This window comes from Pelagibius litoralis (assembly GCF_011683915.1).
Taxonomy (GTDB): domain Bacteria; phylum Pseudomonadota; class Alphaproteobacteria; order Kiloniellales; family Kiloniellaceae; genus Pelagibius; species Pelagibius litoralis.
The window spans coordinates 29,739-55,081 of sequence record NZ_JAAQPH010000005.1 but is presented as its reverse complement, the minus strand read 5'-3'; the positions used below and the strand labels follow the sequence as shown (position 1 = coordinate 55,081).

The 25,343-nt window shown below is 65.1% G+C and carries 24 protein-coding genes and 1 CRISPR repeat array; of the genes, 18 read left to right on the top strand and 6 right to left on the bottom strand.

The window, feature by feature from the left end:
- The first annotated feature begins 40 nt into the window (after positions 1-40).
- The 7 genes from thiE (at position 41) to HBA54_RS07855 (ending at position 5,835) form a co-directional block, all read left to right on the top strand.
- Complete coding sequence (thiE, locus tag HBA54_RS07885; RefSeq protein ID WP_167223630.1) at positions 41-730, top strand: thiamine phosphate synthase; 690 nt, start codon at positions 41-43, stop codon at positions 728-730.
- Positions 727-1,548 carry a bifunctional hydroxymethylpyrimidine kinase/phosphomethylpyrimidine kinase gene (gene thiD / locus HBA54_RS07880; protein ID WP_167223194.1) on the top strand — a complete coding sequence of 274 codons (822 nt, stop codon included), beginning with the start codon at positions 727-729 and terminating at the stop codon, positions 1,546-1,548. Before thiE ends, thiD begins: the two co-directional genes overlap by 4 nt.
- On the top strand, positions 1,545-2,648 hold the full coding sequence (locus HBA54_RS07875; protein WP_205944491.1) for a TRAP transporter substrate-binding protein: 1,104 nt from the start codon (positions 1,545-1,547) through the stop codon (positions 2,646-2,648). The genes thiD and HBA54_RS07875 overlap by 4 nt, the downstream gene beginning before the upstream one ends.
- Before the next feature lie 24 nt (positions 2,649-2,672).
- Positions 2,673-3,431 (top strand): ABC transporter ATP-binding protein, encoded by a 759-nt coding sequence (locus tag HBA54_RS07870; RefSeq protein WP_167223192.1) that lies wholly within the window; start codon positions 2,673-2,675, stop codon positions 3,429-3,431.
- Positions 3,428-4,219: an ABC transporter permease gene (locus HBA54_RS07865; RefSeq protein WP_167223190.1), complete on the top strand. Its 792-nt coding sequence runs from the start codon at positions 3,428-3,430 to the stop codon at positions 4,217-4,219. The genes HBA54_RS07870 and HBA54_RS07865 overlap by 4 nt, the downstream gene beginning before the upstream one ends.
- Positions 4,219-5,169: an ABC transporter substrate-binding protein gene (locus HBA54_RS07860; protein WP_167223188.1), complete on the top strand. Its 951-nt coding sequence runs from the start codon at positions 4,219-4,221 to the stop codon at positions 5,167-5,169. Before HBA54_RS07865 ends, HBA54_RS07860 begins: the two co-directional genes overlap by 1 nt.
- Before the next feature lie 144 nt (positions 5,170-5,313).
- The gene (locus HBA54_RS07855) at positions 5,314-5,835 is read left to right on the top strand and encodes a metal-independent carbonic anhydrase family protein (RefSeq protein WP_167223186.1); all 522 of its coding nucleotides are present in this window, start codon (positions 5,314-5,316) and stop codon (positions 5,833-5,835) included.
- 65 nt (positions 5,836-5,900) lie between these two features.
- Here the strand turns inward: HBA54_RS07855 and HBA54_RS29415 are convergent, their stop codons facing one another.
- Positions 5,901-6,035, bottom strand: a complete 135-nt coding sequence (locus HBA54_RS29415; protein ID WP_277345341.1) for a hypothetical protein — start codon at positions 6,033-6,035, stop codon at positions 5,901-5,903.
- A 159-nt stretch (positions 6,036-6,194) separates the two neighbouring features.
- Positions 6,195-6,929 carry a GntR family transcriptional regulator gene (locus HBA54_RS07850; RefSeq protein WP_205944489.1) on the bottom strand — a complete coding sequence of 245 codons (735 nt, stop codon included), beginning with the start codon at positions 6,927-6,929 and terminating at the stop codon, positions 6,195-6,197.
- A gap of 315 nt (positions 6,930-7,244) precedes the next feature.
- Here HBA54_RS07850 and HBA54_RS07845 point away from each other — a divergent pair, with 315 nt between their 5' ends.
- From HBA54_RS07845 to araD1, 6 genes are all read left to right on the top strand, one after another.
- A complete protein-coding gene (locus HBA54_RS07845) occupies positions 7,245-8,249 on the top strand; it encodes a TRAP transporter substrate-binding protein (RefSeq protein ID WP_167223184.1) in 1,005 nt (334 codons plus the stop codon).
- 83 nt (positions 8,250-8,332) lie between these two features.
- Entirely contained in the window at positions 8,333-8,872 is a 540-nt protein-coding gene (locus HBA54_RS07840; RefSeq protein WP_167223182.1) for a TRAP transporter small permease, read from the top strand.
- A complete protein-coding gene (locus HBA54_RS07835; RefSeq protein WP_167223180.1) occupies positions 8,869-10,152 on the top strand; it encodes a TRAP transporter large permease in 1,284 nt (427 codons plus the stop codon). Before HBA54_RS07840 ends, HBA54_RS07835 begins: the two co-directional genes overlap by 4 nt.
- An 8-nt stretch (positions 10,153-10,160) precedes the next feature.
- A complete protein-coding gene (locus HBA54_RS07830; RefSeq protein ID WP_167223178.1) occupies positions 10,161-11,168 on the top strand; it encodes a PdxA family dehydrogenase in 1,008 nt (335 codons plus the stop codon).
- 14 nt (positions 11,169-11,182) lie between these two features.
- Positions 11,183-12,352 (top strand): L-rhamnonate dehydratase, encoded by a 1,170-nt coding sequence (locus HBA54_RS07825; RefSeq protein WP_167223176.1) that lies wholly within the window; start codon positions 11,183-11,185, stop codon positions 12,350-12,352.
- Positions 12,353-12,363: 11 nt separating this feature from the next.
- Positions 12,364-13,362, top strand: a complete 999-nt coding sequence (araD1, locus tag HBA54_RS07820) for an AraD1 family protein (protein WP_167223174.1) — start codon at positions 12,364-12,366, stop codon at positions 13,360-13,362.
- Here araD1 and HBA54_RS07815 read toward each other — a convergent pair.
- From HBA54_RS07815 to HBA54_RS07800, 4 genes are all read right to left on the bottom strand, one after another.
- Positions 13,359-14,939: a trimethylamine methyltransferase family protein gene (locus HBA54_RS07815; protein ID WP_167223172.1), complete on the bottom strand. Its 1,581-nt coding sequence runs from the start codon at positions 14,937-14,939 to the stop codon at positions 13,359-13,361. The genes araD1 and HBA54_RS07815 overlap by 4 nt on opposite strands.
- A 194-nt stretch (positions 14,940-15,133) precedes the next feature.
- Positions 15,134-15,547 carry a tetratricopeptide repeat protein gene (locus tag HBA54_RS07810; protein ID WP_167223170.1) on the bottom strand — a complete coding sequence of 138 codons (414 nt, stop codon included), beginning with the start codon at positions 15,545-15,547 and terminating at the stop codon, positions 15,134-15,136.
- A 93-nt stretch (positions 15,548-15,640) separates the two neighbouring features.
- Positions 15,641-17,125, bottom strand: coding sequence for an AMP nucleosidase (locus HBA54_RS07805; RefSeq protein WP_167223168.1), 1,485 nt, complete (start codon positions 17,123-17,125; stop codon positions 15,641-15,643).
- 92 nt (positions 17,126-17,217) lie between these two features.
- Entirely contained in the window at positions 17,218-17,670 is a 453-nt protein-coding gene (locus tag HBA54_RS07800) for a hypothetical protein (protein ID WP_167223166.1), read from the bottom strand.
- Positions 17,671-17,854: 184 nt separating this feature from the next.
- Between HBA54_RS07800 and HBA54_RS07795 the strand changes: the two genes are divergently transcribed.
- From HBA54_RS07795 to HBA54_RS07775, 5 genes are all read left to right on the top strand, one after another.
- The gene (locus tag HBA54_RS07795; RefSeq protein WP_167223164.1) at positions 17,855-18,094 is read left to right on the top strand and encodes a helix-turn-helix transcriptional regulator; all 240 of its coding nucleotides are present in this window, start codon (positions 17,855-17,857) and stop codon (positions 18,092-18,094) included.
- 221 nt (positions 18,095-18,315) lie between these two features.
- Positions 18,316-21,492 carry a type II CRISPR RNA-guided endonuclease Cas9 gene (cas9, locus tag HBA54_RS07790; protein WP_167223162.1) on the top strand — a complete coding sequence of 1,059 codons (3,177 nt, stop codon included), beginning with the start codon at positions 18,316-18,318 and terminating at the stop codon, positions 21,490-21,492.
- Between the two features lie 27 nt (positions 21,493-21,519).
- Entirely contained in the window at positions 21,520-22,446 is a 927-nt protein-coding gene (cas1, locus tag HBA54_RS07785; protein WP_167223160.1) for a type II CRISPR-associated endonuclease Cas1, read from the top strand.
- Between the two features lie 44 nt (positions 22,447-22,490).
- Complete coding sequence (gene cas2, locus HBA54_RS07780; RefSeq protein WP_167223158.1) at positions 22,491-22,796, top strand: CRISPR-associated endonuclease Cas2; 306 nt, start codon at positions 22,491-22,493, stop codon at positions 22,794-22,796.
- A gap of 73 nt (positions 22,797-22,869) precedes the next feature.
- Positions 22,870-24,354: direct repeats of the CRISPR family, unit length 36 nt; unit sequence AGTGTAGCACTCAGAGAATCGCGATCCAGCCGCAAC.
- A gap of 48 nt (positions 24,355-24,402) precedes the next feature.
- Positions 24,403-25,320, top strand: coding sequence for an Fpg/Nei family DNA glycosylase (locus HBA54_RS07775; RefSeq protein WP_167223156.1), 918 nt, complete (start codon positions 24,403-24,405; stop codon positions 25,318-25,320).
- The last annotated feature ends 23 nt before the right edge of the window (positions 25,321-25,343 follow it).

Below are 25,343 nucleotides of genomic sequence, written 5' to 3'. Positions count from 1 at the left end.
GCCACTACGAACCGGCGGAGAAGGAAGGGCTGCAGGCGTGATGACTTCGGATTCGGTTTATTCCGGGTTTCTGGACCTCAGGGTCTATTTCGTGATCGGTCCGGGCCACGCGGGCGACCGCCCGGTCGTCGATCTGGCAGGGCAGGCGGCAGAGGGCGGCGCGACCGCCGTGCAACTGCGCGACAAGGCCGGCGATACGGCCGCGTTGGTGGCGCGGGCCCGCGCGTTGAAGGCTGTGCTGTCGCCGCTTGGCGTTCCCCTGATCGTGAACGACCGCGTCGACGTCGCCCTGGCGGCGGAGGCCGACGGCGTCCACATCGGCCAGCGCGACATGGCCGCTGCCGATGCGCGGCGCCTGCTGGGGCCGGATCGTATCCTCGGCCTCACCGTGCAGTCCGCCGCCGAGATCGCGGCGATGGACCCGGACATCCTGGACTATGTTTCCATCGGCGGCGTCTTTGCCACCGCCAGCAAACAGAACCCTCATCCGCCGATCGGCCTGGACGGCCTGGCGCGTTTGGCGGTGGCCGCCGCCGAGAAGGCCCCGGGCCTGCCGGTCTGCGCCATTGCCGGAATCACGGCGGAAACCGCGGGGGCGGTCATCGCCGCCGGTTGTGACGGGGTGGCCGTCGTTTCCGCCATTGCCGCGGCGCCCGATCCTGCGGCGGCGGCGCGGGGCCTGGGGGCTGCCGTCGACCGGGCTCTCGGGCAGCGGAGGGCGCGGGCATGACCATTCCCATCGCACTGACCATCGCCGGTTCCGATTCCGGTGGCGGGGCCGGCATTCAGGCGGACCTCAAAACCTTTTCGGCACTGGGGGTCTACGGCGCCTCGGTGATTTCCGCGCTGACCGCGCAGAACACGAAGGCGGTGACGGCCATTCATGCGCCGCCGCCCGGCTTTATCGTCGCCCAGCTCGATGCCGTCCTCGACGATCTGCGCATCGATGCCGCGAAGATCGGCATGCTCGGCGGCGCGGCGACGATCACGGCGGTCGCGGCCAAGCTTCGGCAGAAACCAACAATCCCGCTGGTGCTCGACCCGGTCATGGTGGCCAAGAGCGGCGATGTTCTGCTGGCGCCGGCGGCCATGGCGAGCCTGCGGCGGGAACTGCTGCCGCTCGCCGATGTCATCACGCCCAACCTGCCGGAAGCCGCCGCCCTGCTCGACGGCCCGGTGCCGGAGGACGAAGTCGCCATGGCTGCGGTGGTGCGGGCGCTGCACAGCCTCGGCCCCCGCGCGGTTCTGTTGAAGGGTGGGCACCTGTCGGGCGACGAGAGCATCGACCTGCTTTTTGACGGCGAGACGCTGCACCGTTTTGCGGCGCCGCGGATCGCCACCAAAAACAGTCACGGCACCGGCTGCACACTTTCCGCCGCCATCGCAGCCGGACTCGCCAAGGGCCGGCCCCTGGCGCAGGCGGTGGCGGACGCCAAGGCCTATCTGACCCGGGCCCTGGCCGCTGCCGACAGCCTGGGTGTCGGCGCCGGGCACGGGCCGGTCCATCACTTCCACGCGCTGTGGCCCGACGAGGAGCAGGCATCGTGAAACCCTTGAAGAACAGCCGGCGGCAGATCCTGACGGGGGCTGCGGGCCTGGCGGGCGCGGCTGCAGGCTTGTCGGCTGGGGGGTTGTCTGCGCCGGCTGTCGCCCGCTCGGCCCGGCTCTGGCGCATGGCGACCTCCTGGCCGAAGAACAGCCCCGGCCCGGGCAGGAGCGCCGAGCGTCTGGCCGAACGCATCACCCTGATGAGTGGCGCTGCGCTGCGGGTCGAGGTCTTCGGTGCGGGTGACCTGCTGCCGCCGCTTGAAGTTTTTGACGGCGTTGCCGGGGCAACCGTGGAGATGGGGCACAGCGCCGCCTTCTTCTGGCGCGGCAAGATGCCGGCCAGTGTGTTTTTCACCGCTGTGCCTTTCGGCCTGACACCGGATGAGCATGCCGCCTGGATTACCCAGGGCGGTGGTCAGGGGCTCTGGGACGAACTCTATGGTGCATCGGGCGTGAAGCCCTTCATGGCCGGCAATAGCGGCATCCAGATGGGCGGCTGGTTCACGCGCGAGATCGGCTCGCTCGCCGACCTTCAAGGTTTGAAGTTCCGTATTCCCGGCCTTGGCGGCGAAGTCTACCGGCGTCTTGGGGCGACCGCGGTGGTGGTGCCGCCGGGCGAGATCTTTGCCGCGCTGCAGTCGGGCCTGGTGGACGGGGCGGAGTTCCTGGGGCCGTGGAGCGACGCCGCCTTCGGTTTCTACAAGGTCGCGCCCTACTATTACTGGCCCGGATTCCACGAGCCCAACGGCACCGGGGAATGCCTGATCAACAAGGCGGCCTTTGACGCGCTGCGGCCGGACCTCCAGGCCATCGTCACGGTTGCCTGTGCGGCTGAAGCGGCCTTTGCGCTGGCCGAGGCGGACTGGCAGAACGCCCAACGCCTGAAATGGCTGGTGGAAGAAAAGGGCGTTCAGCTTCGCGCTTTCCCGCCCGATGTTGTCGACAGGGCCCGGATGGAGACGTCGGCGGTGTTGGACGATCTCGCGGCGCGCGATCTCATGTCTGCAAAGATTCTGCCGTCCTACCGTACTGCGCTGGCCCGGGCGAAAGAGTGGAGCCGGGTCGGGCGCGGTGCCTATCTGGCCGCGCGTGACGGATGAGCCAAAGACGATGACCCAAAAACGATGACGGGGCAGGCGCCATCGGTCCGGCTGCGCGGCGCGGCCTTGCGTTTCGGCGGGCGCGCGGTTTTCTCCGATCTCGACCTGGATCTGCCGGCGGGGCGCTGGACCTGTCTGCTGGGTGAAAGCGGGATCGGCAAGACGAGCCTGCTGCGGCTGATCGCCGGTCTCGGTTCGGCTGACGAGACGCGGGGGCATCTGAGCTGCAGCGACGGGCTGCCGCTCGCGGGCCGGGTGGCTTACATGGGCCAGCGCGATCTGCTGTTGCCCTGGACGACGGTGCTGCAGAACGTGGTCCTGGGTGCGCGCCTGCGCGGCGGCCGCGCGGCGGCACGGGAAACCGAAGGGCGGGCGGCGGCGCTGCTGAGGGCCGTAGGTTTGGCAGGCCGGGAGGAAGACTTGCCGGGCAGCCTTTCCGGCGGGATGCGCCAGCGCGTCGCGCTGGCCCGGACACTCTTTGAGGACTGTCCCGTTGTCCTGATGGATGAGCCGTTTTCGGCCCTCGATGCGGTGACCCGGCATCGCTTGCAGGCCTTGGCGTCAGACCTGCTGCGCGGCTGCACGGTTTTCATGGTGACCCACGATCCGCTGGAGGCGCTGCGTCTGGCCGACCGGATCGAAGTCCTGGCCGGATTGCCGCCGCAGCTTCGCCCGGTCTTTGAACCGGCGGGGCAGGCGCCGCGGCCCCTTGACGATCCTGCCCTTGCCCAGCAGGCCGGGCGGTTGATGATCGTCCTCGGCGATGGTGCGAGGGCGGCATGAAGCTGTTCCGGGTTCTCGTCGTCGCGGCAGGGTTGCTGTTGCTCTGGGAAGCGCTGGTGCGCCTGACGGCGGTGCCACCCTTCATCCTGCCCGGTCCCCTGGCCGTCGCCCTGCGGTTTCTGGCGCAGTTCGATCTGCTGTTGCATCACGGCTGGGTCACCGCCGTGGAGATCCTGCTGGGCCTCTTCTGCGGCACGTTGATGGGCATGGCCTCGGCGTTGCTGATCGTGGCCTCGCGCCCGGCGCGCGCCTGGTTGATGCCGTTGCTGGTGATCAGCCAGGCCTTGCCGGTTTTCGCTTTGGCACCGTTGCTCACGCTCTGGTTCGGTTACGGCCTGGCATCCAAGGTCGTGATGGCCAGCCTGATCATCTATTTCCCGGTCGCAGCGGCCTTTGTCGACGGACTGCGCCGTGCCGATCCCGGCCTGATCGACCTGGCGCGGGTAATGGGCGCAAGCCCTCTGGCCATCCTGCTGAACCTGCGCTTGCCCGGCGCCTTGCCGGCGCTGGCGTCCGGCCTGCGGGTCGCTGCGGCGACCGCACCGATCGGCGCGGTGGTGGGGGAGTGGGTGGGCTCCAGCCGGGGCCTTGGCTACCTCATGTTGCATGCCAACGCACGGCTGCAGGTCGATCTGATGTTTGCCGCCCTGGCGCTGCTCGCGCTCTTTTCGCTCACTCTCTACTTCACCCTCGATGCGGCCCTGCGCCGCCTCACCGCCTGGCAGCCGGAAAGCGATTCGGTTTCCGCCGCCGGCTTTTCCCTGTTGCCTGAAAAGGGGCCTTCCTGATGCGCAGATCTTTGCTTGCCGCCTTCGTTTTCCTGTTGGTCCTGGCCCGCGCCGATGCCGGCCAGGCGGCGGAGCGCATGACCGTGCTGCTCGACTGGTTCGTCAATCCGGACCATGCGACCCTGATTGTGGCGCGCGACGGCGGCTTCTTCGAGCGCCACGGCCTGGAGGTCGAACTGATCGCTCCGGCCGACCCCAACGATCCGCCCAAGCTGGTCGCCGCCGGCAAGGCCGACCTCGCCGTTTCCTACCAGCCGCAACTCCACATGCAGGTTGCTGCCGGTTTGCCGCTGCTCAGGGTCGGCACCCTGGTGGCAACGCCGCTGAATAGCCTGGTGGTGCTGCGCGACGGGCCGATCCAGGGCCTCGCCGACCTGAAGGGCCGCAAGATCGGCTTCTCCATCGGTGGCTTCGAGGAGACCCTGTTGCAGACCATGTTGGGTGGCGCCGGTGTGGCACTGGACGAGGTCGAACTGGTGAACGTGAACTTCTCCCTCTCGCCCGCCTTGATCGCCGGCCAGGTGGATGCGGTAATCGGCGCCTTCCGCAATTTCGAGCTGAACCAGATGGACATCGTCGGCCGCCCGGGCCGTGCTTTCTATCCCGAAGAAGAGGGGGTGCCGCCCTATGACGAACTGGTTCTGGTCGCCAAGGCCGACACGCTCGATCGGGCAAAGCTGGCGCGTTTCCTTCTGGCGCTGGAGGAGGCGACCACCTTTCTGCTGAACCATCCGCAATCAGCCTGGGCGCTTTTCATCGCCAGCGACAAGGCCCTGGACGATGAGTTGAACCGCCGGGCCTGGACCGACACCCTGCCGCGCTTCGCCCTGCGCCCCGCTGCCCTGGACCAGGGCCGTTACGCCCGCTTCGCCACCTTCATGGCCGAGAACGGCATGATCGGGGAGGCCGGTACCGTTGCCGACTATGCGATTGACGTGAACGCAGACTAGGGATGAGCCTTCGCAATAAGCCGGTTTTCATAGGAATTTCCTATCAAAGCGCCTGCTGCGGGTTCGTTGCAAAGCCGGCCCCCGTCGCTACCTTATGAACGCGAAGGGCGTATCTAACGATCCTGGATGAACGGAGACAATGAAATGAAGAAAACGATTATCGCCGCTTTGGTGACGGGCATGACCGTGTCGGTCGCCCAGGCCGCGACAATCACCGAAGACGAAGTGCTGGCGGTGCAGCAAACCTGGGCCGACGGCATTGTCGGGATCGGGCAGGCCTATCTGGACGAAGGCGACTACAAGGCGGCCGCCTCACAGCACATCAGGGATCTCTATGCCTACGAGCAAGGCGGGGTTCTGTTCAAACCGACCCTGGCATCAGAAGACCAGTTCCGCGAGACCTTCGATCAGGCGCTGTCCTACTTCGTCGGCGGTGATATCGCGGAGGACGGCGGCTTCGCCATCAAGCCCTGGCGGCAGGTGCGCTTCGGCGAGCGGCAGATTGTTCTTAACGGTGAAACAGCCTTCGCGATGGGCAACTATTATTTCACGCCCGCCGATTCCGATGAAGAGACCAAGGTCGAATACACCTTCGGTTACATCAAGGACGACGACGGCAAACTGCGCATCAACGTTCACCATTCTTCCCTGCCCTTCCAGCAATAGCGTCCGGGCAAAGAAAAGGGGCGGCCCCGAGGCCGCCCCGCTTCTCAGATAACCCTTGCGGGATTTCAGGCCAGACGGCGAAACAGGGCAACGAGCCTGTCTTCGATCGAGGGCCGGGCAAAGGCCGCCGGCACCGGCGCGCGCGCCGAGCGTTGAGCGAGGCCGAACTGGCCCAATACCTTGCTGATATCCTGTAGCATGTCGCTCTCCAATTCGCTTTTCAGTGTTCCGTGAGCTTGACTTGACTGTCCGCTCAACGCCCATTTGCGCCTTTATCGGACAGGCTTCAACGCCATAAAATTCAGGGCCGCCGCGCGTTTTCTGCATAGCGGAAAAGACGCGGTAGAGTGGGTCTTACGCTAGCCGCCGGTCGTCTCTTCTCCGCCGCCCACAAGGCCTTCGCTGACGTTGGTCCAGGTGCTGCCCAGGTGGCTGCGCAGGATCTTTGACAGGGCGGCGGCGTCGCGCTCGCGCAGGGCGGCGAGGATCGCCTCGTGCTCTTCGATCGCCACGTCCCATTTCGTGTTGCGGCTGTTGGAGCGATAGCGGACCCGGTAGAGCCGGGCATTGATGCGGGCATGGGTTTCGATCAGGCTGGCATTGCCGCTGATCGCAACGATGGCCTTATGGATCTGCTGGTTGACCTTGAAGTAGGTGAGGCGGTCCTTGCGCGCATAGGCGGCCAGCATCTCGTAGTGCAGGGCCTGAACCTCGTCCAGGTCCTTTTCCTTGGCCCGGGCGCAGGCCAGCTCGCCCCCCAGACCCTCCAGGACCCCCAGCACCTGGAGGAGATCCTGCACCTCCGTCGGGTCAGGGTCGGAGACCACGGCGCCGCGGTTGGGGAACAGTTCCACCAGCCCTTCGGTGGCGAGCACCTTCAAGGCCTCGCGCAGCGGCGTGCGGGAGACCTGCAACTGCTCCGCCAGCGCGCGCTCGCGAATACGCTCGCCTGCCGGCAAGGCGTCCTGGGCGATCATATCGCGCAGGCGGTTGGCGACGCTCTTGGTCAGCGGTTCGGCCGGTTCCGGCTCGCCCATAGGCAGGTCCCGGGCCGCTTCAAGGGATAGCGATTCGGCTGTGTCGTCCTCGTTCATGGTCCTCCGATTGCCAGGTTCCTCATCGCCGATTTCAGGCGTCCGTTCTAGAGGCTGGGCGCGGCGGCGTCTATCGACTTTAGAAATGGTATGCCATTTTGAGAATGATGTCAGGAAATACCTTGAAGCGCGAGTCACGTCAGTTTTTCTCAGAACGCGTTAGTCATTAATACATTGATAATAAATATAAAAATTGGCGATCGACATTGATTTTGACTCCAAGCTGTCCGCGAAAGTTGACAGAACGATCCAGATCATTTTGTATACCATCCATAAATCAATAATCCGATCACTCGGAAATATGGGAGGAAGGCTATGAAGCCGCTCAAGCTATTTGGGCCTAAGTCACTGTGTTGGGGCGCCGCCGCCCTGGCGCTGGTGACCGTTATCAACGCCGCGCCGGCGCAGGCCGAAGAAGAGATCATCTTCGGTATCTCCGCGCCCGCGGGGTCCCTACAGCAGTTGACGTCCGCGGAGTTCACCCGCCTCGCCAACAAGCGCCTGGCCGGCAAGGCGACGGTGAAGCTGTTCGATTCGGCCCAGCTCGGCAAAGACAAGGAGCTGATGCAGAAGCTGAAGCTCGGTTCGGTGCACATCGCCCTGCCGTCGTCGATCATGTCTTCGGTGGCCGACGAGTTCGCGTTGTTCGACATGCCCTTCCTGGTGAAGGACCGCGCTCATCTGGCGCGCATCGAGAACGAGGTCTTCTGGAGCGACGTTGCCCCCACGGCGGAGGCCAAGGGCTACCAGGTGCTGGCCCTGTGGGAAAACGGTATTCGCCACATCAGCAACAATCTGCGCCCGATCAATACCCCGGCCGATCTGAAAGGCGCCAAGATCCGCACGCCGAAGTCCAAGTGGCGGGTGAAGATGTTCACCGAGTGGGGCGCCAATCCGACACCGATGTCCTTCTCGGAAGTCTTCGTCGCGCTGCAGACCGGCGTGATCGAGGGGCAGGAGAATCCCTACACCAACATCTGGTCGGCCAAGCTGTCGGAGGTGCAGAAGTACCTCTCCGTGACAGGCCATGTTTATTCGCCGGCCTACCCGACCATGGGCAAGGCCGTCTATGACAAGATGGACCCCGCCATCCGCGATGTGCTGGAGCAGACCGCCAGGGACGTGGCGGTCTGGGCCCGCTTCACCGGTGCCGCCGGCGACGCTGATTTCCAGGAAAAGCTGGTCACGGCCGGCATGACCATGAATGTCGCCGACCGCGCCTCTTTCGTGTCCGCGTCGAAGCCGATCTATGCAGAGTTCGCCTCGGAAGTACCTGCCGGCCAGGATCTGATCGACGCAGCCCTGGCACTTGCCGAATAACTGAGCCTTTTCCCTGAGGTTGCCCCCGGCCCCTTAGAAAGGGCCGGGGTTTTTCTCTCGAGTGTTCTCTAAAGAGGGGCACCATGTCTCTGGCTGGCCGCGCGCTGCAGCGCTTGCTTGAAATCATTACTATCGGCCTGCTGGTTGTGCTGGCGCTGCTGGTGGTTACCGCGGTCACCTTCCGCTATGGCCTGAATTCCTCGCTGCCCTGGTATGACGAGGTGGCCTCGGTCCTGCTGGCCTGGATCACCTACTACGGCGCCGCACTGGCGGCCCTGCGCCGCGGGCACCTGGGTTTTTCCGGCCTGGTGCTGAGCCTGCCGCTGTTGCCGCGCCAACTGCTTTTCATCTTCGCCGAACTGGTCGTCTACGCCGTTTTCATCGCCATGGCCTGGGCCGGCTGGGTGGTGCTGCAGGTGATGGCCGGGGAGAACCTGGTATCCCTTGACTGGATTCCTCTGCAGTTCACCCAGTCGGTGGTACCGATCGGCTGCGTCCTGTTCGTCCTGGCACAGATCCTCTCGACCCCGGCGGCCTGGGCCCGCTGTCTCGCCGGGCGCGATACCGAGGCCGAGGAGATCGAAGCCGAAATCGCCAAAGCCGAGGAGGGGGCCCGTCAATGACCGCGCTGCTCATTTTCATCGGGCTTCTGGGCCTGATCCTCATCAACGTGCCGATCGCCGTGGCGATCTGCGCCGTGGCCCTGGTGGGCATGGTGGCGATGAGCGGCGAGCTCGGCCTTTACAATGCTGCGCTCACGCTTTTCGACGGCGCGACCTCCTTTCCGCTGATCGCCATACCGCTGTTCATCCTGGCTGGTGCTCTGATGAACACCGGCGGTATCTCCCGCCGCCTCATCGCCTTCGTCTCGGCGCTGATCGGCTTTGCCCGCGGCGGCCTGGCCATGGTGAACGTCGGGGTGTCGCTGTTCTTCGCCGAGATCTCCGGCTCTGCCGTCGCCGACGTGGCGGCGATCGGCTCGGTCCTCATTCCGGCGATGAAGGAACGCCGCTACAAGCCGGCCTTCGCGGCGGCGGTCACATCGTCCTCGGCCTCGCTGGCGATCATCATTCCGCCGTCGATCCCGATGATCCTCTACGGCGCCATGGCGGATACCTCGATCGTGCAGCTCTTCGTGGCCGGGGTCGTTCCGGGCCTGCTCGGCGGCTTTGCCATGCTCTGCCTCTGTTACTGGTTTGCCCGGCGCTACAATCTGCCGCGGGAAGAGGCTTTCTCCCTGCCGCGCCTCGGCAAGGCGGCGCGCGAAGCCTTCTGGGCCCTGCTGCTGCCGGTGATCATCCTGGGCGGCATCTTCGGCGGTATCGTGACGGCGACGGAAGGGGCGGGCCTGGCGGTGGTCGCCGCGCTGCTGATCGGCGGCCTCATCTACCGCGAACTGAAACTGAAAGAACTTTACAACGCCCTCGTCGAGGGCGTCACCCAGACCGCGGTGGTGATGCTGCTGGTCGCCACCTCCGCCGTGCTGGGGTTGCATCTGACGGAAATCGAACTGCCGCAGAATCTGGCCCGCGCGATTACCGAGGCGACGAGCAACAAGTATGTCGTCCTGATCCTGCTGAACATCCTGCTGCTGGTGATGGGCATGTTCCTGCACGGCGCGGCGGCGATCATCCTGGTCGTGCCCATCGTGCTGCCGCTGATTCACGCCGTCGGCATCGATCCCGTGCATTTCGGGATCGTCCTGACCCTGAACCTCGCCATCGGGCAGCAGACGCCGCCGGTGGCCAGCGTGCTGGTGACGGCCTGCTCCATCGCCAAGACGGACATCTGGGAGACGACCAAGACCAACCTGCCCTTCATCGGCGTTTTGCTGGTGATGGTGTTGCTGGTGACCTACGTGCCGGCCGTTCCCATGACCCTCGTTGAAATCTTTTACCGATAGGACCTGACATGAAACCCAAGATCGCCTTGGTGCAGGGAGACGCCACGGGTATCGGCCCGGAACTGATGGCCAAGCTGCTGGCCCGGCCGGAAGTGCGCGAAGCCGCCGATATCCTGGTGCTCTCGGATGTCGGGGTCTTTGCTGTCGGCTGTGCCGTGGCCGGCGAAGACATCGTCTTCCGCCGGATCACGGCGACGGAGGAGGCGGATTGGACCGAAGGCGAGATCAATCTGCTCGATCTGCCGAGTGAGGCTCTGCAGGATGTGACGCCGGGGGCGGTCTCAACCATCGCCGGACAAGCGGTGCTGAAGGGTTTCGGGCTTGCGCTCGATCTTTGCAAGGCGGGCACGGCGGATGGCCTCTGCTTCATGCCCTTCAACAAAGAGGCGATGCACCTGGCCGGCCTGGGCGAGGAGGACGAAACCCAGTGGGCCCGCACGCGCATCGGTCATCGCGGCCGGGTCAGCGAGTTCAACGTCATCGACGGGATGTGGAATGCCCGGGTGACATCGCATGTACCTTTGAACGAGGTCTCCGGGCGCCTGTCCGAGGAGGAGATCGTCGCCTCGGTGAAGCTGGCCGACCAGACCTTGAAGGCAGCCGGTTTTGCCCGCCCGAAGATCGCCGTGGCCGCGCTCAACCCCCACGCCGGCGACGGCGGCAAGATCGGGCGCGAGGAGATCGAGATCATCGCCCCGGCGGTGGAGCGGGCAAGGGCGCTGCAGATTTCCTGCGACGGGCCGTTCCCCTCCGACACGCTCTACATCAAAGTGCGCGACGGCGATTACGACTGCGCGGTCAGCATGTATCACGACCAGGGGCAGATCGCGATCAAGCTGCTCGGCTTTCACATGGGCGTGTCGGTGCTGAGCGGCCTGCCGTTTCCCATGACCACACCGGCGCATGGCACCGCCTTTGACATCGTCGGGCAGAACAAGGCCAACGTCGAGCCGGCGCGCCGCGCCTTCATGATGTGCGCCGAGATGGCCGCCAACCGCCGCGAAGACGCGGCCTGAGAGTAGATGCCCCGATGAAGATCACCAAGGTCCGCACCCGCGTGCTGCAGTGGAACGGCAAGACCGTGCCGCCGCAGGCCAACTTCTGCACCAATGCCTCGGACGCGCTCTACGAGCGCGGCGATGCCATGGGCTCCTTCCGCTTTCACGAGTGGCTGGTCTGCGAAATCGAAACCGATGACGGCCTGGTCGGCATCGGCAATGCCGCCCTGGCGCCGCAGCTGGCCAAGCAGGCCATCGATCTCTACCTGGCGCCGCTGGTGATCGGCGAAGACCCTTTCGACTACGCCTATCTCTGGGAGAAGATGTACCGCCGCACCCTGGCCTGGGGCCGCAAGGGTGTCGGCATGACGGCGATTTCCGCCGTCGACATCGCGCTCTGGGACCTGATGGGCAAGGCGACCGGCAAGCCGGTGTTCAAGCTGCTCGGCGGACGCACCAAGGAGCGGATCCCGGTCTACGCCTCCAAGCTCTATTCCGACAGGATCGAGGTGATGCAGGCCGAAGCTCAGAGCTATGTCGACCAGGGCTTTTCGATGATGAAGATGCGCTTCGGCTGGGGGCCCAAGGACGGCCCGGCAGGCATGCGCGAAAACATCAAACGCGTGGAGGCCCTGCGCGAGGTGATCGGCTACGACTGCGACCTCATGCTGGAATGCTACATGGGCTGGAGCCTGGAATACGCCAAGCGCATGATCCCGCGCCTCGCGCCCTACGATCCGCGTTGGCTGGAGGAGCCGGTGATCGCCGACGACATGCACGGCTATGCCGAGCTGAACGCCATGGGCATCCCGATCTCCGGCGGCGAGCACGAGTACACGCTGTTCGGATTTCGCCAGTTGCTCGACCTCGGCGCGGTCAGCGTGATCCAGTACGACACCAACCGGGTCGGCGGCATCACCGCGGCACAGAAGATCAACGCCCTGGCCGAGGCCTATCAGGTGCCGGTCGTTCCCCACGCCGGGCAGATGCACAACTATCACCTGACCATGGCCAACGTGAACTGCCCGATCTCGGAATTTTTCCCGGTCCATGACGTCGAGATCGGCAACGAGCTGTTCTACTATGTCTTCCGCGGCGATCCGGAGCCGGAGAACGGTTTCATCGACCTTGCCGACGACAAACCCGGTCTGGGCCTGGAGATCGCCGAGGACTCGCTCGGCGACTTTACGGTAATCGAATAAGGGAAGCGGTCATGCGGTTGGTTCAGTTTATCTCCCGGCAGGGTCAGCGCGCGGTTGCGATTGCCGACGACGCGGGCGTGCAGCTGAGGCTGCTCGACGGCGTCGGGCGAGTCTACGATCTGGCGCAGAAGGCAGCCGAAAGTGGCGAGGGCCTGGCGGCGCTGGCGGAAAGTTTAGCCGGCGACGCGCGCGAGGACTACGAGGCCGTGGTGGCGGAGCGCCGCCTGCTGTCGCCTGTCGATCATCCGGACGATGCCCACTGCCTGATCACCGGCACCGGCCTGACCCACCTCGGCAGCGCCGATGCCCGCGATTCCATGCACAAGAAGGTCGCGGCAGGCGGCGAGGCGGCGCTCTCCGATTCCATGAAGATGTTCAAGTGGGGCATCGACGGCGGCAAGCCGTCAGGCGGCGGCATCGGGGTGCCGCCGGAATGGTTCTTCAAGGGCGACGGCGGCATCGTCGCAGCGCCGGAGCAACCCTTGGCAATGGTCGACTTCGCCGAGGATGGCGGCGACGAGGTGGAACTGGTCGGGCTCTATCTGATCGACCCCAAGGGGCAGCCGCGCCGCCTCGGCTTCGCCCTGGGCAACGAGTTCTCCGACCACGTGATCGAACAGCAGAATTATCTCTATCTTGCGCACTCGAAGCTCAGGCCCTGTTCCTTCGGGCCGGAATTGCTGCTCGGCGCCGCGCCGGACGACATCCGGGGCACGGCCCGGGTCAGGCGCGGCGGCGAAGTGATCTGGGAGAAGCCCTTCGGCACCGGCGAGGCCAACATGAGCCACAGCATCGCCAACCTGGAACACCACCACTTCAAGTACCCGCAGCACCGCCGCCCCGGCGACGTCCATGTACATTACTTCGGCGCCGCGACCCTCAGCTTCAGCGACGGCATCCGCGCAGAGGCGGGTGACATTTTCGAAATCGAGTCACCGCCTTTCGGCCGCCCCCTGCGCAACCCCTTGGCTCTTACGGACAGCGGTTCGGCTGCGGTGGTGCCGCTCTAAAGGCCCATCTGGCCCTTCGGCAGTTTCACGTCGAAGGCGGCGCGGACGGCGGCGTCGATGTCTTCGGGCACATGGCGCGGGAAGACCTCTTTGAGGATGCGTTGTTTTTGCTCGATCGCGCGGGCCAGCAGCTCGGGGCGGCCGTTGGCCTCCCACTCCTTGGGGGTGGAGCGGTCGCCGAGTTCGGGATAGACGTACTCGCTCTGCATCAGGCCCAGGGTCTGGCTGTGGCCCAGGTAGTGTCCCGGGCCTTCCAGGCAGACCTGGCGCATGGTCTCGACCGAGACCGTGTCCTCGGTCACCTCGATGCCGCGCACGCAGCGCAGGCACTGGCCGATCATGTCGTTGTCGATGATCAGGCTCTCGAAACAGAACCCCAGGAGAGAGCCGTGCATGCCGACGGATTCATAGACCATGTTGAGCCCGGCGAGGCCCGCCATGACGTCGGTGATGCCCTTTTCGTAACCCGACTGCGCATCGGGCAGCTTGGCATCGGCCATGCCGGCGGCGGACCCCCCGGGCAGGTCGTAGAACTGCGCCATCTGGGCGCAGGCCGCGGTCAGCAATCCCTGTTCGCCGGAGCCCCCGCACATGGCGCCGGTGCGCAGGTCCGAGACGAAGGGCCAGGTGCCGAAGATCGCCGGATGGCCGGGCGCGATGGCATTCACGTAGACCAGGCCGGCCAGGCATTCGGCCACCGCCTGCGTCACCGCCCCGGCGATGGCGGCGGGCGCGGTCGCCCCGGCCTGCCCGGCGGAGAGCAGCAGCACCGGCATGCCGCCGCGGATGCAGACCTCCATCACTTCGCAGGATTCGGTGGCGAACTTCAGCGGCGGCACCACGAAGCAGTTGGTATTGGAGACGAAGGGCCGCTCGCGCCAGGCGTCTTCCCCGCCGGCGAAGAGATGCAGCATCTCCAGGGCCTTTTCGGCGCGCTCGACCGAGGTGAAGGAGGTGCCGATGTGTTTCGTCGTGCCCTGTACGCAGGCGTAGACGGTGTTCAGGTCCAGGTCGGTGGGGTCGGGCAGGTCGCGCGCCACCATTGGCCGCTGGAAAAAGTGGATGTTGTCCAGGCCACCGGCGATCCTTGCGGCGTCGTAGATGTCCTGCAACGTCGATTCACGGTACTCGCGTCGTTCAACGTCGACCAGATGCACGGCGGCGCCGGCGGTGCCGTAGTAGACCCGCTTGCCGCCGGGCTGGATATCCTGTTTGGGGTCCTGGGCGCAGAGGGTGACGCTGCGGTTGGCCATGGCCAGGGTGTCCTCGACCAGGGCGGCGGGAAAGCGCAGCCGCCCGTCGTCGCCCAGGCTGGCGCCGGCCAGGGTCATGACCTCGATGCCGGAGGGCGGGGCGTCGGCCAGGCCGATTTCCGCCAGAATCTGCAGCGCCGCCTTGTGGATGCGCTGCATCGCGGCGTCGTCCAGCGGTTTGAAGCGGCCGCCCTCCATGCCGCCGCGGATCGGCTGGATGTCGTCGGCCAGGGGGGCGGCGCGCAGGGCTATGCGCGCCTCGCGGCCACCGGCGCGGCGGCTGCGCCGCGGGCTCTGGGGCGTCTCGCCTGCTGATCCGGTCATGGCCGTCACTTCCTCTCGGGTTGGTTTCCTCTGCGCAGCGGCCGTTCTGGCGACGGCTTGTCCCGAAACGCGGATCTGAAATTTTAGGCAGAATTTTCACCGGAACGGAAGGCTTGAACGCGCCGAAGGTTGTCGTTTTTGGACTTATTGCCTGTCTGTGGCGGTGGCGCGTTCCACTTTGCCGGGGCGGCGGCTCAGCCGCCGTCTTTCTGTGGCGGCGCCGGAACAGAGTCGCAGGCCACCGCAAGACCGCCGTCGCAGGCCTGCCGGATCAACTGATTGGCCCGTGTCTGGTCCCGCTCGATGCCCTCGCCGAGCTGGTACTTGGCGCCGAGATCGTAGCAGCCCGCCGCGGAGCCGCCCTCGCAGGCCCGCCGATAGTAGTCGACGGCCTGCTCGAGATCCTCGTCGACGTCATAGCCGTGGTCGTAGCGCGCACCGAGGCGATAGCAGGCCTGCATGTCGCCGGCCTCGCAGTCCTGCTGAAGCTGCGAGATAGCGTCTTCGGGCGCGTCCTCGGGTTCCGGGCCACCGGCGGTGGCGGCCTGCGGACCGACAAGGGCGAAGACGGCGGCGGCGAACAGGACCTTCATGCAGATCTTTGTCATGGATTTCTTCCGATCAGTCGCGGGTTTGCGGACCCATGGCTGGGTCGGATGCCGGCGCGAAAGGGTTCATCAGCGGCCCGGGCCGCCGGCAGTCTACTGAAACGCGGTTTCGGTGAAGGAGCGCAGTTTGCGCGAATGCAGCCGCTCCGGCGCCATGGCGCGCAGCTTTTCCATGGCCCGGAGGCCGATCTGCAGGTGCTGGTCGACCTGGCGCTTGTAAAAGGCCGTCGCCATGCCCGGCAGTTTCAGTTCGCCGTGCAGCGGTTTGTCGGAAACGCAGAGCAGGGTGCCGTAGGGCACCCGGAAGCGAAACCCGTTGGCGGCGATGGTGGCGCTTTCCATGTCCAAGGCGATGGCGCGGGACTGGGAGAAGCGCTGCACCGGCTCGCGGTGGTCGCGCAGTTCCCAGTTGCGGTTGTCGATGGTGGCGACCGTACCGGTGCGCATGATGGATTTCAGTTCGTAGCCTTCCAGCCCGGTAATCTCCTCGACCGCTTCTTCCAGGGCGACCTGGACCTCGGCCAGCGGCGGGATCGGCACCCAGCTCGGCAGGTCGGCATCCAGCACGTGGTCTTCGCGTACATAGCCGTGGGCCAGAACATAGTCGCCCAGCGCCTGGGTGTTGCGCAGGCCCGCGCAGTGACCCAGCATCAGCCAGGCATGGGGCCGCAGCACGGCGATGTGGTCGGTGATGGTCTTGGCGTTGGAGGGGCCGACGCCGATGTTCACCATGGTGATGCCGCTGTTGTTGCCGGTCTTCAGGTGATAGGCGGGCATCTGGGGCAGGCGCTCCGGCGGCGTGCCGGCATCGGGTGCGGCGGCGCCGCGCGGCGTGATGACGTTGCCGGGCTCGACGAAAGCCACGTAGTCGCCGTCGCCCCTGGCCATGGCCTCGCGGCCCAGGCTGCAGAAGGCATCGACGTAGAACTGATAGTTGGTGAAGATGACGAAGTTCTGGAAGTGCGCCGGCGCCGTTGCGGTGTAGTGCGCCAGGCGGTGCAGGGAGTAGTCGACCCGCGGTGCCGTAAAGGGCGCCAGCGGCATGGGGCTGCCGGGCGCCGGTTCGAAGGTGCCGTTGACGATGGCATCGTCGGTGACCGAGAGGTCGGGCACGTCGAAGAGGTCGCGCAGGGGATGGCCCAGCCGGTCGACCAGCGCGCCTTCCACATGCATGCCGTCGGGAAAGGCGAAGTGCAGCGGGATCGGCGTATGGGAAGGCCCGATGGTGACCGGCACGCCGTGGTTCTTCATCAGCAGGCCGAGCTGCTGCGTCAGGTATTCGCGGAACAGATCCGGCCGCGTGATGGTGGCCGCGAAATGGCCCGGTGTCGGCAGATGACCGTAAGAGAGGCGCGAGTCGATATGGGCGAAGCTGGAGGTGGTGATGGCCGCCTGCGGGTAAAAGGCGCGCAGCCGCTTGCTTGGCTTGGCCCCGCCCAGCAGCGCCTCGAACTGGGTACAGAGGAAGCTGGTGGCCTCGTCATAGAGCATGGACAGCCGCTCGAAGGCGGCTTCGGGTTCGGTGAAGCTCTCCGGGGCGGCAGGCGCCGGAGTCTGGATGCTGTGCAATTCGGTCATGATGGGGGGAGAACCTAAGCCAAGGCGCAGCCGGGGTCCATGGAGATTTCCGTCTCCAGCCGTGCCCGCTTCGTTTCCCCCGCCGGAACCTTTCACAAACAGGCTTTGGCGGCTTCCCCCGCGAGGCGTTCCAGGTCGCGCAGCGCGGGCCGCAGGATGGTGTCGTCGCTGTCCATCATGGCCGCGCAGAGGTCGTCGCAGTGAAAGGCGACGCGCAGCTTGATCAGGAGCCCGCCCATCCCGGCGGGCCGCGCCCGCGCCAGGGCCTCGGCGCAGCGCAGTTCGTGGGCGCAGAGCGCTTCGTAGCGCGCGCTGTACTGCGGTTCCTCATAGGCGAAGGGGCCGTCCCGCCCCTCGGCCAGGGCGATCCAGCCGGTCAGGGCGGTGGCGGCGCGGCGGTAGTCCGCGGCCAGCCGCGCGACTTCGCGGTCGCCGCCGTCCGCCAGCGTGCGGGCCGGATGTGTGGCGGGGGAAAGCGCGGTGGCGGGAAGGGCGGCCAGCATGGTGCGGCGCGAAAAGGATGTGCTAAAGCTAAAAGCAGCCATGACCGGACTCCTCTGAAGTCGGGTTGTGGTCAGGCGCGGGGCGGGTGTTCGCGCACCCCCTCGTGCCGTTTGGGGAGCAGCTAAGTTGCTCTATAGCGGCTCGTAAACTACCTTAGCGTTTCATGATCGGCCTATCAATCACAAATTTAGACCTTTGTGTCCCCTTAGGGGAATTTTTTCCGCTATGAGCCTCAAGACGCGGGCCCAATTGCGCGCCGCCCGGGCACTGCTCGACTGGACGCAGCAAGATCTAGCCGACCGTTCTGGCATCTCGTCGCGGAGCATCAAGCGCCTGGAAACCGGTGAGGGCCTGCTGGCCATCCGCCTGGACACCCTGGAAAAACTCCAGGCGGCCCTGGAGTCCGCCGGCGTCCTCTTCATCCCCGCCAACGGCGGTGGCCCCGGCGTCCGCACAAGGGAGTAGGGGGCGGTGCGCCCCAGGGCCCGCCGCGTCACACAGCCAAAAATGAAAGGGCAGGCCGGAGCCTGCCCTTCGATTTTGTGCAATCCAATCGCCGAAGCGAAAGGCTTGTTAACGACCGGATCGCGATTCTCTCAGTGCTACCCCTGAACGTTGACACGCATCGGGCCAGCCTGCAACATCTGATTGAATAAGAAGAAAGAGTTTTTCAGGGAATGCGATAGATGGATTACCGCCTGGGCCTCGATCTTGGCACCAACTCTATCGGTTGGTGCGTCGTCGATCTGGACGGCAAGGGTCGCCCGGTGGATATCCGTGATTCCGGGGTTCGGATTTTCTCCGACGGCCGCAATCCGAAAGATAAAACCTCTCTGGCAGTGGCCCGGCGTATGGCCCGTTCCATGCGGCGCCGGCGGGACCGTTATCTGCGCCGCCAGAAGAAACTGTTGAGCGCGCTTGCCGCAGCGGGGCTGATGCCGGACGATCCGGTGGCCCGCAAGGCGCTGACCGGTCTGGACCCTTACGCGATACGCGCCGGGGCCTTGGACGCGGCGGTTCCGTTGCATCATCTGGGCCGCGCCTTGTTTCATCTGAACCAGCGCCGGGGCTTCAAGTCCAACCGCCGGACCGACGGCGCCGAGGATGACGAACGCGGCAAGATCAGGCAGGGCGTCAACAAGCTGCGCGATGCCATGACGGCGCAGGGCGCGCGCACGCTGGGCGAATTCCTGCACCGGCTGCAACAGGGCGGCGGCAGCGTCCGGGTCCGCCTCAAGCCTGAATCCACCGACAGCGGCAAGACGGTCATGGCTTACGAACTCTATCCCGACCGGGCGATGGTTCTGGAGGAGTTCGAGGCGCTGTGGGATGCCCAGGCGCCGCACCATCCGGCCATCCTGACCGCGCAGGCGCGCGAGAAACTGCGGGACATCATTTTCTTTCAGCGCCGGCTAAAACCCGTACGCCCCGGCAAGTGCACCTTCAATCCCGAGGAGGAGCGCCTGCCCCGGGCGCATCCCCTGTTCCAGCGCCGCCGGATTTTCCAGGACGCCAATACCCTGGCGGTCATCGGCCTGGACCAGACGTCGCGCGGCCTGACCCAGGACGAACGGGACAAGGTCGCGCTGGCCCTGCTGACCACCGCGAAGCGGACCTTCGGCCAGATCCGCCGTCTTTTGAAACTGCCGCCGGACAGCCGGTTCAATCTGGAATCGGAAACCCGCAAGGACCTGAAAGGCGACGAGACGGCGGCGGCGCTCGCCAAGGACGACCGCTTCGGTTCCGGCTGGCGGGCGCTGCCTCTCGAAACCCAGGCCGCCGTCGTGGAACACCTGCTGGAGGAGGAAGAGGAGGAACCCCTTCTTGCCTGGTTGACCGCCGAACAGGGCCTCTCCGCCGAACGGGCGGAAAGCGTGGTGCGCGCGGCCTTGCCGGATGGTCACGGTGAACTCGGCCTGACGGCGACCCGGAAGATCCTGACCGAACTGGAGCGCGGCGTTGTGCCCTACAGCAAGGCTGCGGAACTGGCCGGATACCACCACTCCGACTTTCGCGACGGCGTGATCCACGATGCCCTGCCTTATTACGGGCGTGTCCTGGAACGCCATGTGGCCTTCGGTTCCAGCGATCCCGGCGACAGCGAGGAGGTCCGTTGCGGAAGGATCGCCAACCCGACGGTTCATATCGCGCTCAATCAGCTCCGCCGTCTGATAAACGCTGTTATCGCACGGCATGGCCACCCGGCGGAAATCATCGTCGAGCTTGCCCGCGAACTGAAACTGAGCAGGCGCCAGCTCGACGAGGTCGAGAAAGGCATCAAGGACAACACCGCGCGCGCCGAGCGCCACCGCGAAATCCTGGCCGGCCTGAACCTGCCCGACCGGGGCGAAAGCCGGATGCGGCTGCGTCTTTGGGAGGAACTGAATTTCGACGATCCGCTTGACCGGCGCTGTCCTTATACGGGTGAGCCGATCTCGCCGCAGCGGTTGTTTTCCGCCGAGGTGGAGATCGACCACATCCTGCCGTTCTCCCGCACCCTGGACAATTCGGCGGCCAACAAGACGGTCGGCCTGCGCCGCGCCAACAGGGAAAAGCGCAACCGCACGCCCTTTGAGGCCTTCGGGCACCAGCCCGGCTGGGACGAGAACCTGGAGCGGCTCGCGGCGCTGCCGCGCAACAAGCGCTGGCGCTTCGGGCCGGACGCGATGGAGCGTTTCGAGACGCAGGAACGCGACTTCCTGGACCGTCAACTGACCGATACCCAATACCTCTCGCGGATCGCGCGGGAATACATGACGGCGGTCTGCGACCCCCGCAAGGTCTGGGCCACGCCGGGCCGTCTGACGGAACTGCTGCGGCGCAGTTGGGGCCTCAACGACCTGCTGCCCGATCACAACATCGTCGAGCGGCAGGACCGGAAGAACCGCCTGGATCACCGGCACCATGCGGTCGATGCGGCCGTCGTCGGGGTGACCGACCGCGCCCTGCTGAACGCGGTTTCGCGCGCGGCGGCGCGGGCGGAGGAACAGGACCTGACCCGTCTGGTCGATGGCATGCCGCTGCCTTTCGAGGGGTTCCGCGACCGCCTGCGCGCGACGCTGGAGCGCATGACGGTGTCGCACCGGCCCGACCGCGGCACCCCGGCGGTGCCCGGCAGCGCCAATCCGCGCGGCAGTTCCGCCGGGCGCCTGCACAACGATACGGCCTATGGCCTGGCCGGGGCGCCGGACGCGCGGGGCGCGCGGCTTGTCGTTCACCGCGTGCCCCTGGACAGCCTCAAGGACCGGGCGGCTGTGGAACGGGTCCGCGATGCCGGCCTGCGCCAGGCCCTGCTGGACGCGACCGAGGGCTTGTCCGGCAAGGACTTCGCCGCCGCCCTGGCGGCCTTTGCGGCGCGCGACGGCATCTACAAGGGGCTGCGCCGTGTGCGCGTGCTGGAACGGCTGAAGGTCATTCCCGTCTGCGACAAGGCCGGCCGGCCCTACAAGGCCTACAAGGGCGACGCCAACTATCGCTTCGATGTATGGGAGCTGCAGGACGGACGATGGAAAGGCGAGGCCGTTTCCATGTTCCAGGCGCATCAGCCGGACTGGCGCTCGACAGTGAAAGACGAGTCCCCGACGGCCCGCAAGGTTCTACGGCTGCACAAGGGCGACCTGCTGGCGACGGAGACGGGCAAGGATCGCGTGATCCGCCGGGTGGTGAAGTTTTCGGCCAACGGCTCCATCCAGTTGGCGGCCCACAACGAGGCGGGAAACCTCAAGGCCCGCGACGTCAAGCCGCCGGCGGAGGACTATTTCAAATATATTAACACTTCCGCGTCAGGGTTGAAGAAGTTGCGGGCGCGGCAAGTGCGCGTGGACGCGACCGGGCGCCTGTTCGACCCCGGTCCGCGCGGCTGAAGCCGATGCCCGCCAAGCGCGGGTGCCATGGATCGAATTGTCGATATTGCTACTGATGGCCGTCACCTATCGGCCTATCGCGGCTTTCTGAAGGTGGAGGAGGGTGGCCGGGAAGTCGGCCGCATCCCCTTGGACGATATCGCGGCTGTGGTGATCCATGCCCACGGCATTACTTATTCCAACAGTCTTCTGGTGGCATTGGCGGAAAAGAACTGCTGCCTCGTTGTCTGCGGCCGCAATCACGCACCTGTATCGGTTGCTTGGCCCTTGAATGGGCACCACCGGCAGGGCGCGCGCATGCGTGCACAGTGGCTTGCTGGCAAACCGCTGCAGAAACAACTCTGGCAGCGTATCGTAGTCGCCAAAATCGAAAATCAGGCGGCGATACTTGAAGCTGTTGGCGGCCGTTCCGGTGGCGTTGCCGCCTTGGCGGCCAAGGTCCGGTCCGGCGATCCAGAGAACGTTGAGGCCCAGGCGGCGCGACGATATTGGCCCTTGCTTCTCGGGGTTGATTTCCGGCGTGACCGGACGGGCGGGGCGCCGAACGCGATGTTGAATTACGGCTACACGGTTATACGGGCGGTTACGGCCCGTGCGGTTGTTGCTGCCGGGCTGCATCCGACTATTGGCCTGCACCACCGCAATCGGGGCAATGACATGGCCCTGGCCGACGATCTGATGGAGCCTTTCCGGCCTTTTGTCGATGTCTGTGTCAAGCGCCTTGTCGAGCAGGGGGCTTCGCAGGTTACTCCCGAAGTAAAACAGGCCCTGGTTTCACTGACGGCCTTTGATGTTCCGACCAAGGACGGGGTGAGCCCGCTTGCAGTCTGCATCCAGCGGCTCGCGACCGCCGTTGGACAATCCTTTGAGGAAGGCAAGGCCTCGCTCGAATTTCCACTGCCGCCCAAGTCGCTCGATCTCGGCTCTTTGGTGACCGGCTGGCAGGTCAAGTGACGGCCCGAACGCTTGATGGTGGATATTTGAGTGGATACCGCCTTATGTGGATAATGGTCATGTTCGATCTGCCGGTCGATACCAAGGAACGGGGCAAGGCTGCGGCTAAATTCCGCGAGTTCCTCTTGGATCAGGGGTTCGAGATGAGCCAGTTCTCGATTTATCTGCGATTTTGCAGCGGCAGGGAGCAGTTCGAAGCCTTCTCGCGCCGGATTGAGCGGAATCTGCCTGAGTTCGGCAAGGTTCACATCCTTGCCTTCACCGACAAGCAGTACGAGAATATCGTTCGATTCAACGGAAGAACCCGGGCAGCCACGCGGAAAAACCCTGGTCAGCTAGCCCTTTTCTAAGTGTAGTGGAGCATTTCGGCATGAACGATAACCGCTCAATTCCCATGAATTTCAAGGGATTGAGCGGTTATCTAGTGTAGCACTCAGAGAATCGCGATCCAGCCGCAACGACGCAGCGTCACACCAGTCTCAATCCCGTAGTGTAGCACTCAGAGAATCGCGATCCAGCCGCAACCTGTTCGCCTTGTGCCGATGCTTCGCCAAAAGTGTAGCACTCAGAGAATCGCGATCCAGCCGCAACGGCGCTTTCATGGGGCCATGAAGAACAAGGAGTGTAGCACTCAGAGAATCGCGATCCAGCCGCAACTGTATGCCCTCCCGCATAGCACCCACCAGAAAGTGTAGCACTCAGAGAATCGCGATCCAGCCGCAACTTGATACGTCAAGGCCTTTCGGATTCCAGAAAGTGTAGCACTCAGAGAATCGCGATCCAGCCGCAACCTGCCCGTCGCGTAAGTGATGTAGCCAATCAGTGTAGCACTCAGAGAATCGCGATCCAGCCGCAACCCCTTTGCGGTGCGGCCGGCATCGATATGGAGTGTAGCACTCAGAGAATCGCGATCCAGCCGCAACGGGCGAAAACCCTTCGCCAGGATCAGCCGGAGTGTAGCACTCAGAGAATCGCGATCCAGCCGCAACTCTGACGGTTCACCGTCGGGGGTGCGAGGCAGTGTAGCACTCAGAGAATCGCGATCCAGCCGCAACTTACCGGATGGTCCAGATGCGTTGCGAGAGTGTAGCACTCAGAGAATCGCGATCCAGCCGCAACACGGAAGCGTTGCTTCCGCTGACGGCGTCAAGTGTAGCACTCAGAGAATCGCGATCCAGCCGCAACGCAAGGCCTCCAAGTGCGCGCCGGTAGCCTAGTGTAGCACTCAGAGAATCGCGATCCAGCCGCAACGAACTTGATCGGGTCCGCAGACTGCGTTGAAGTGTAGCACTCAGAGAATCGCGATCCAGCCGCAACCAGTATACCCGGCAGGTTACGGGCGATATCAGTGTAGCACTCAGAGAATCGCGATCCAGCCGCAACTCAACTTCACTGCTGGCTATTCCACAGAAGAGTGTAGCACTCAGAGAATCGCGATCCAGCCGCAACGTGTTGCTCTTATGCCAGTTGAACCGCGGCAGTGTAGCACTCAGAGAATCGCGATCCAGCCGCAACCTGCACCGCTCGCACCGTCGGCGCCGGCCAGTGTAGCACTCAGAGAATCGCGATCCAGCCGCAACCGGTCATCGGGTCGGTGAAGCCGAGGATCGAGTGTAGCACTCAGAGAATCGCGATCCAGCCGCAACATGGTCTCTTCGCGGGTGTTCCCCGGCAAAGTGTAGCACTCAGAGAATCGCGATCCAGCCGCAACCAAAGATGTCTTGGCGACCCTTATTCCGGTAGTGTAGCACTCAGAGAATCGCGATCCAGCCGCAACTTTGTCATCTTTGGCTTCCAAACGCCAGCCAGTGTAGCACTCAGAGAATCGCGATCCAGCCGCAACTTGCCGGGCGGCCGCCTCGGCTTGCGACAAGTGTAGCACTCAGAGAATCGCGATCCAGCCGCATTGTGCCTCCATGTTGCCGCGCCGCCGCCCCGCATGCCAAGCTGGCGATCATGCCCGAGCTGCCTGACATCATGGTTTACATCGAGGCGCTGGAAAGCCGGGTGCTGTATCAGCGGCTGGAGAAGGTGCGTCTCGCCAGTCCCTTCCTGCTGCGCACCGCCGTGCCGCCGATCAAGTCGGCGGAGGGACGCAAGGTGGTGTCGCTCAGGCGCCTGGGCAAGCGCATCGTCTTCGGGCTGGAAGGCGATCTCTGGCTGGTGCTGCACCTGATGATCGCCGGGCGCCTGCAGTGGAAGCCGCCGGGCGCGGCGTTGCAGGGCAAGGTGGGGCTTGCCGCCTTTGACTTCGCCCACAGTGACGGATCTGGCGGCAGCCTGACCCTGACCGAGGCCGGCTCCAAGAAGCGCGCCTCCCTGCACCTGCTGGAAGGCGCGGAGGCCCTGGCGACGCTGGACCCCGGCGGGCTGGAAGTGCTGGAGGCCGATCTGGCGGCCTTCACCACGGCGCTGACGGCGCGGAACCATACCGTCAAGCGGGCGCTGACCGATCCGCGCATCTTCAGCGGGATCGGCAATGCCTATTCCGACGAGATCCTGCACCGCGCCGGCCTGTCGCCGGTGGTCATGACATCGAAGTTGGGCGCGGCGGACATCGAACGCCTGCACGCGGCGGTCTGTGCGACCCTGGATGACTGGACCCGGCGCCTGCGCGACGAGGCGGGGGCGGACTTCCCCAAAAAGGTAACCGCCTTTCGCAAGGAGATGGCGGTGCACGGACGTTACGGCCAGCCCTGCCCGGTCTGCGGCACCAAGGTGCAGCGCATCCGCCATGCCAGCAACGAGACCAACTACTGCCCGCGCTGCCAGACCGGCGGCAAGCTGCTGGCCGACCGCTCGCTCTCGGCGCTGCTGAAAAAGGACTGGCCGCGCAGCATCGAGGAACTGGAACAGCCGCGCGGTAAGGGTTAAATCCCAGTCCCGGAAACCTTGGC

Coding starts and splice junctions, on each gene's coding strand:
- thiE (WP_167223630.1), top strand. CDS start 41: ATGACTTCGGATTCGGTTTATTCCGGGTTTCTGGACCTCAGGGTCTAT.
- thiD (WP_167223194.1), top strand. CDS start 727: ATGACCATTCCCATCGCACTGACCATCGCCGGTTCCGATTCCGGTGGC.
- HBA54_RS07870 (WP_167223192.1), top strand. CDS start 2,673: ATGACGGGGCAGGCGCCATCGGTCCGGCTGCGCGGCGCGGCCTTGCGT.
- HBA54_RS07865 (WP_167223190.1), top strand. CDS start 3,428: ATGAAGCTGTTCCGGGTTCTCGTCGTCGCGGCAGGGTTGCTGTTGCTC.
- HBA54_RS07860 (WP_167223188.1), top strand. CDS start 4,219: ATGCGCAGATCTTTGCTTGCCGCCTTCGTTTTCCTGTTGGTCCTGGCC.
- HBA54_RS07855 (WP_167223186.1), top strand. CDS start 5,314: ATGAAGAAAACGATTATCGCCGCTTTGGTGACGGGCATGACCGTGTCG.
- HBA54_RS29415 (WP_277345341.1), bottom strand. CDS start 6,035: ATGCTACAGGATATCAGCAAGGTATTGGGCCAGTTCGGCCTCGCTCAA.
- HBA54_RS07850 (WP_205944489.1), bottom strand. CDS start 6,929: ATGAACGAGGACGACACAGCCGAATCGCTATCCCTTGAAGCGGCCCGG.
- HBA54_RS07845 (WP_167223184.1), top strand. CDS start 7,245: ATGAAGCCGCTCAAGCTATTTGGGCCTAAGTCACTGTGTTGGGGCGCC.
- HBA54_RS07840 (WP_167223182.1), top strand. CDS start 8,333: ATGTCTCTGGCTGGCCGCGCGCTGCAGCGCTTGCTTGAAATCATTACT.
- HBA54_RS07835 (WP_167223180.1), top strand. CDS start 8,869: ATGACCGCGCTGCTCATTTTCATCGGGCTTCTGGGCCTGATCCTCATC.
- HBA54_RS07830 (WP_167223178.1), top strand. CDS start 10,161: ATGAAACCCAAGATCGCCTTGGTGCAGGGAGACGCCACGGGTATCGGC.
- HBA54_RS07825 (WP_167223176.1), top strand. CDS start 11,183: ATGAAGATCACCAAGGTCCGCACCCGCGTGCTGCAGTGGAACGGCAAG.
- araD1 (WP_167223174.1), top strand. CDS start 12,364: ATGCGGTTGGTTCAGTTTATCTCCCGGCAGGGTCAGCGCGCGGTTGCG.
- HBA54_RS07815 (WP_167223172.1), bottom strand. CDS start 14,939: ATGACCGGATCAGCAGGCGAGACGCCCCAGAGCCCGCGGCGCAGCCGC.
- HBA54_RS07810 (WP_167223170.1), bottom strand. CDS start 15,547: ATGACAAAGATCTGCATGAAGGTCCTGTTCGCCGCCGCCGTCTTCGCC.
- HBA54_RS07805 (WP_167223168.1), bottom strand. CDS start 17,125: ATGACCGAATTGCACAGCATCCAGACTCCGGCGCCTGCCGCCCCGGAG.
- HBA54_RS07800 (WP_167223166.1), bottom strand. CDS start 17,670: ATGGCTGCTTTTAGCTTTAGCACATCCTTTTCGCGCCGCACCATGCTG.
- HBA54_RS07795 (WP_167223164.1), top strand. CDS start 17,855: ATGAGCCTCAAGACGCGGGCCCAATTGCGCGCCGCCCGGGCACTGCTC.
- cas9 (WP_167223162.1), top strand. CDS start 18,316: ATGGATTACCGCCTGGGCCTCGATCTTGGCACCAACTCTATCGGTTGG.
- cas1 (WP_167223160.1), top strand. CDS start 21,520: ATGGATCGAATTGTCGATATTGCTACTGATGGCCGTCACCTATCGGCC.
- cas2 (WP_167223158.1), top strand. CDS start 22,491: ATGTGGATAATGGTCATGTTCGATCTGCCGGTCGATACCAAGGAACGG.
- HBA54_RS07775 (WP_167223156.1), top strand. CDS start 24,403: ATGCCCGAGCTGCCTGACATCATGGTTTACATCGAGGCGCTGGAAAGC.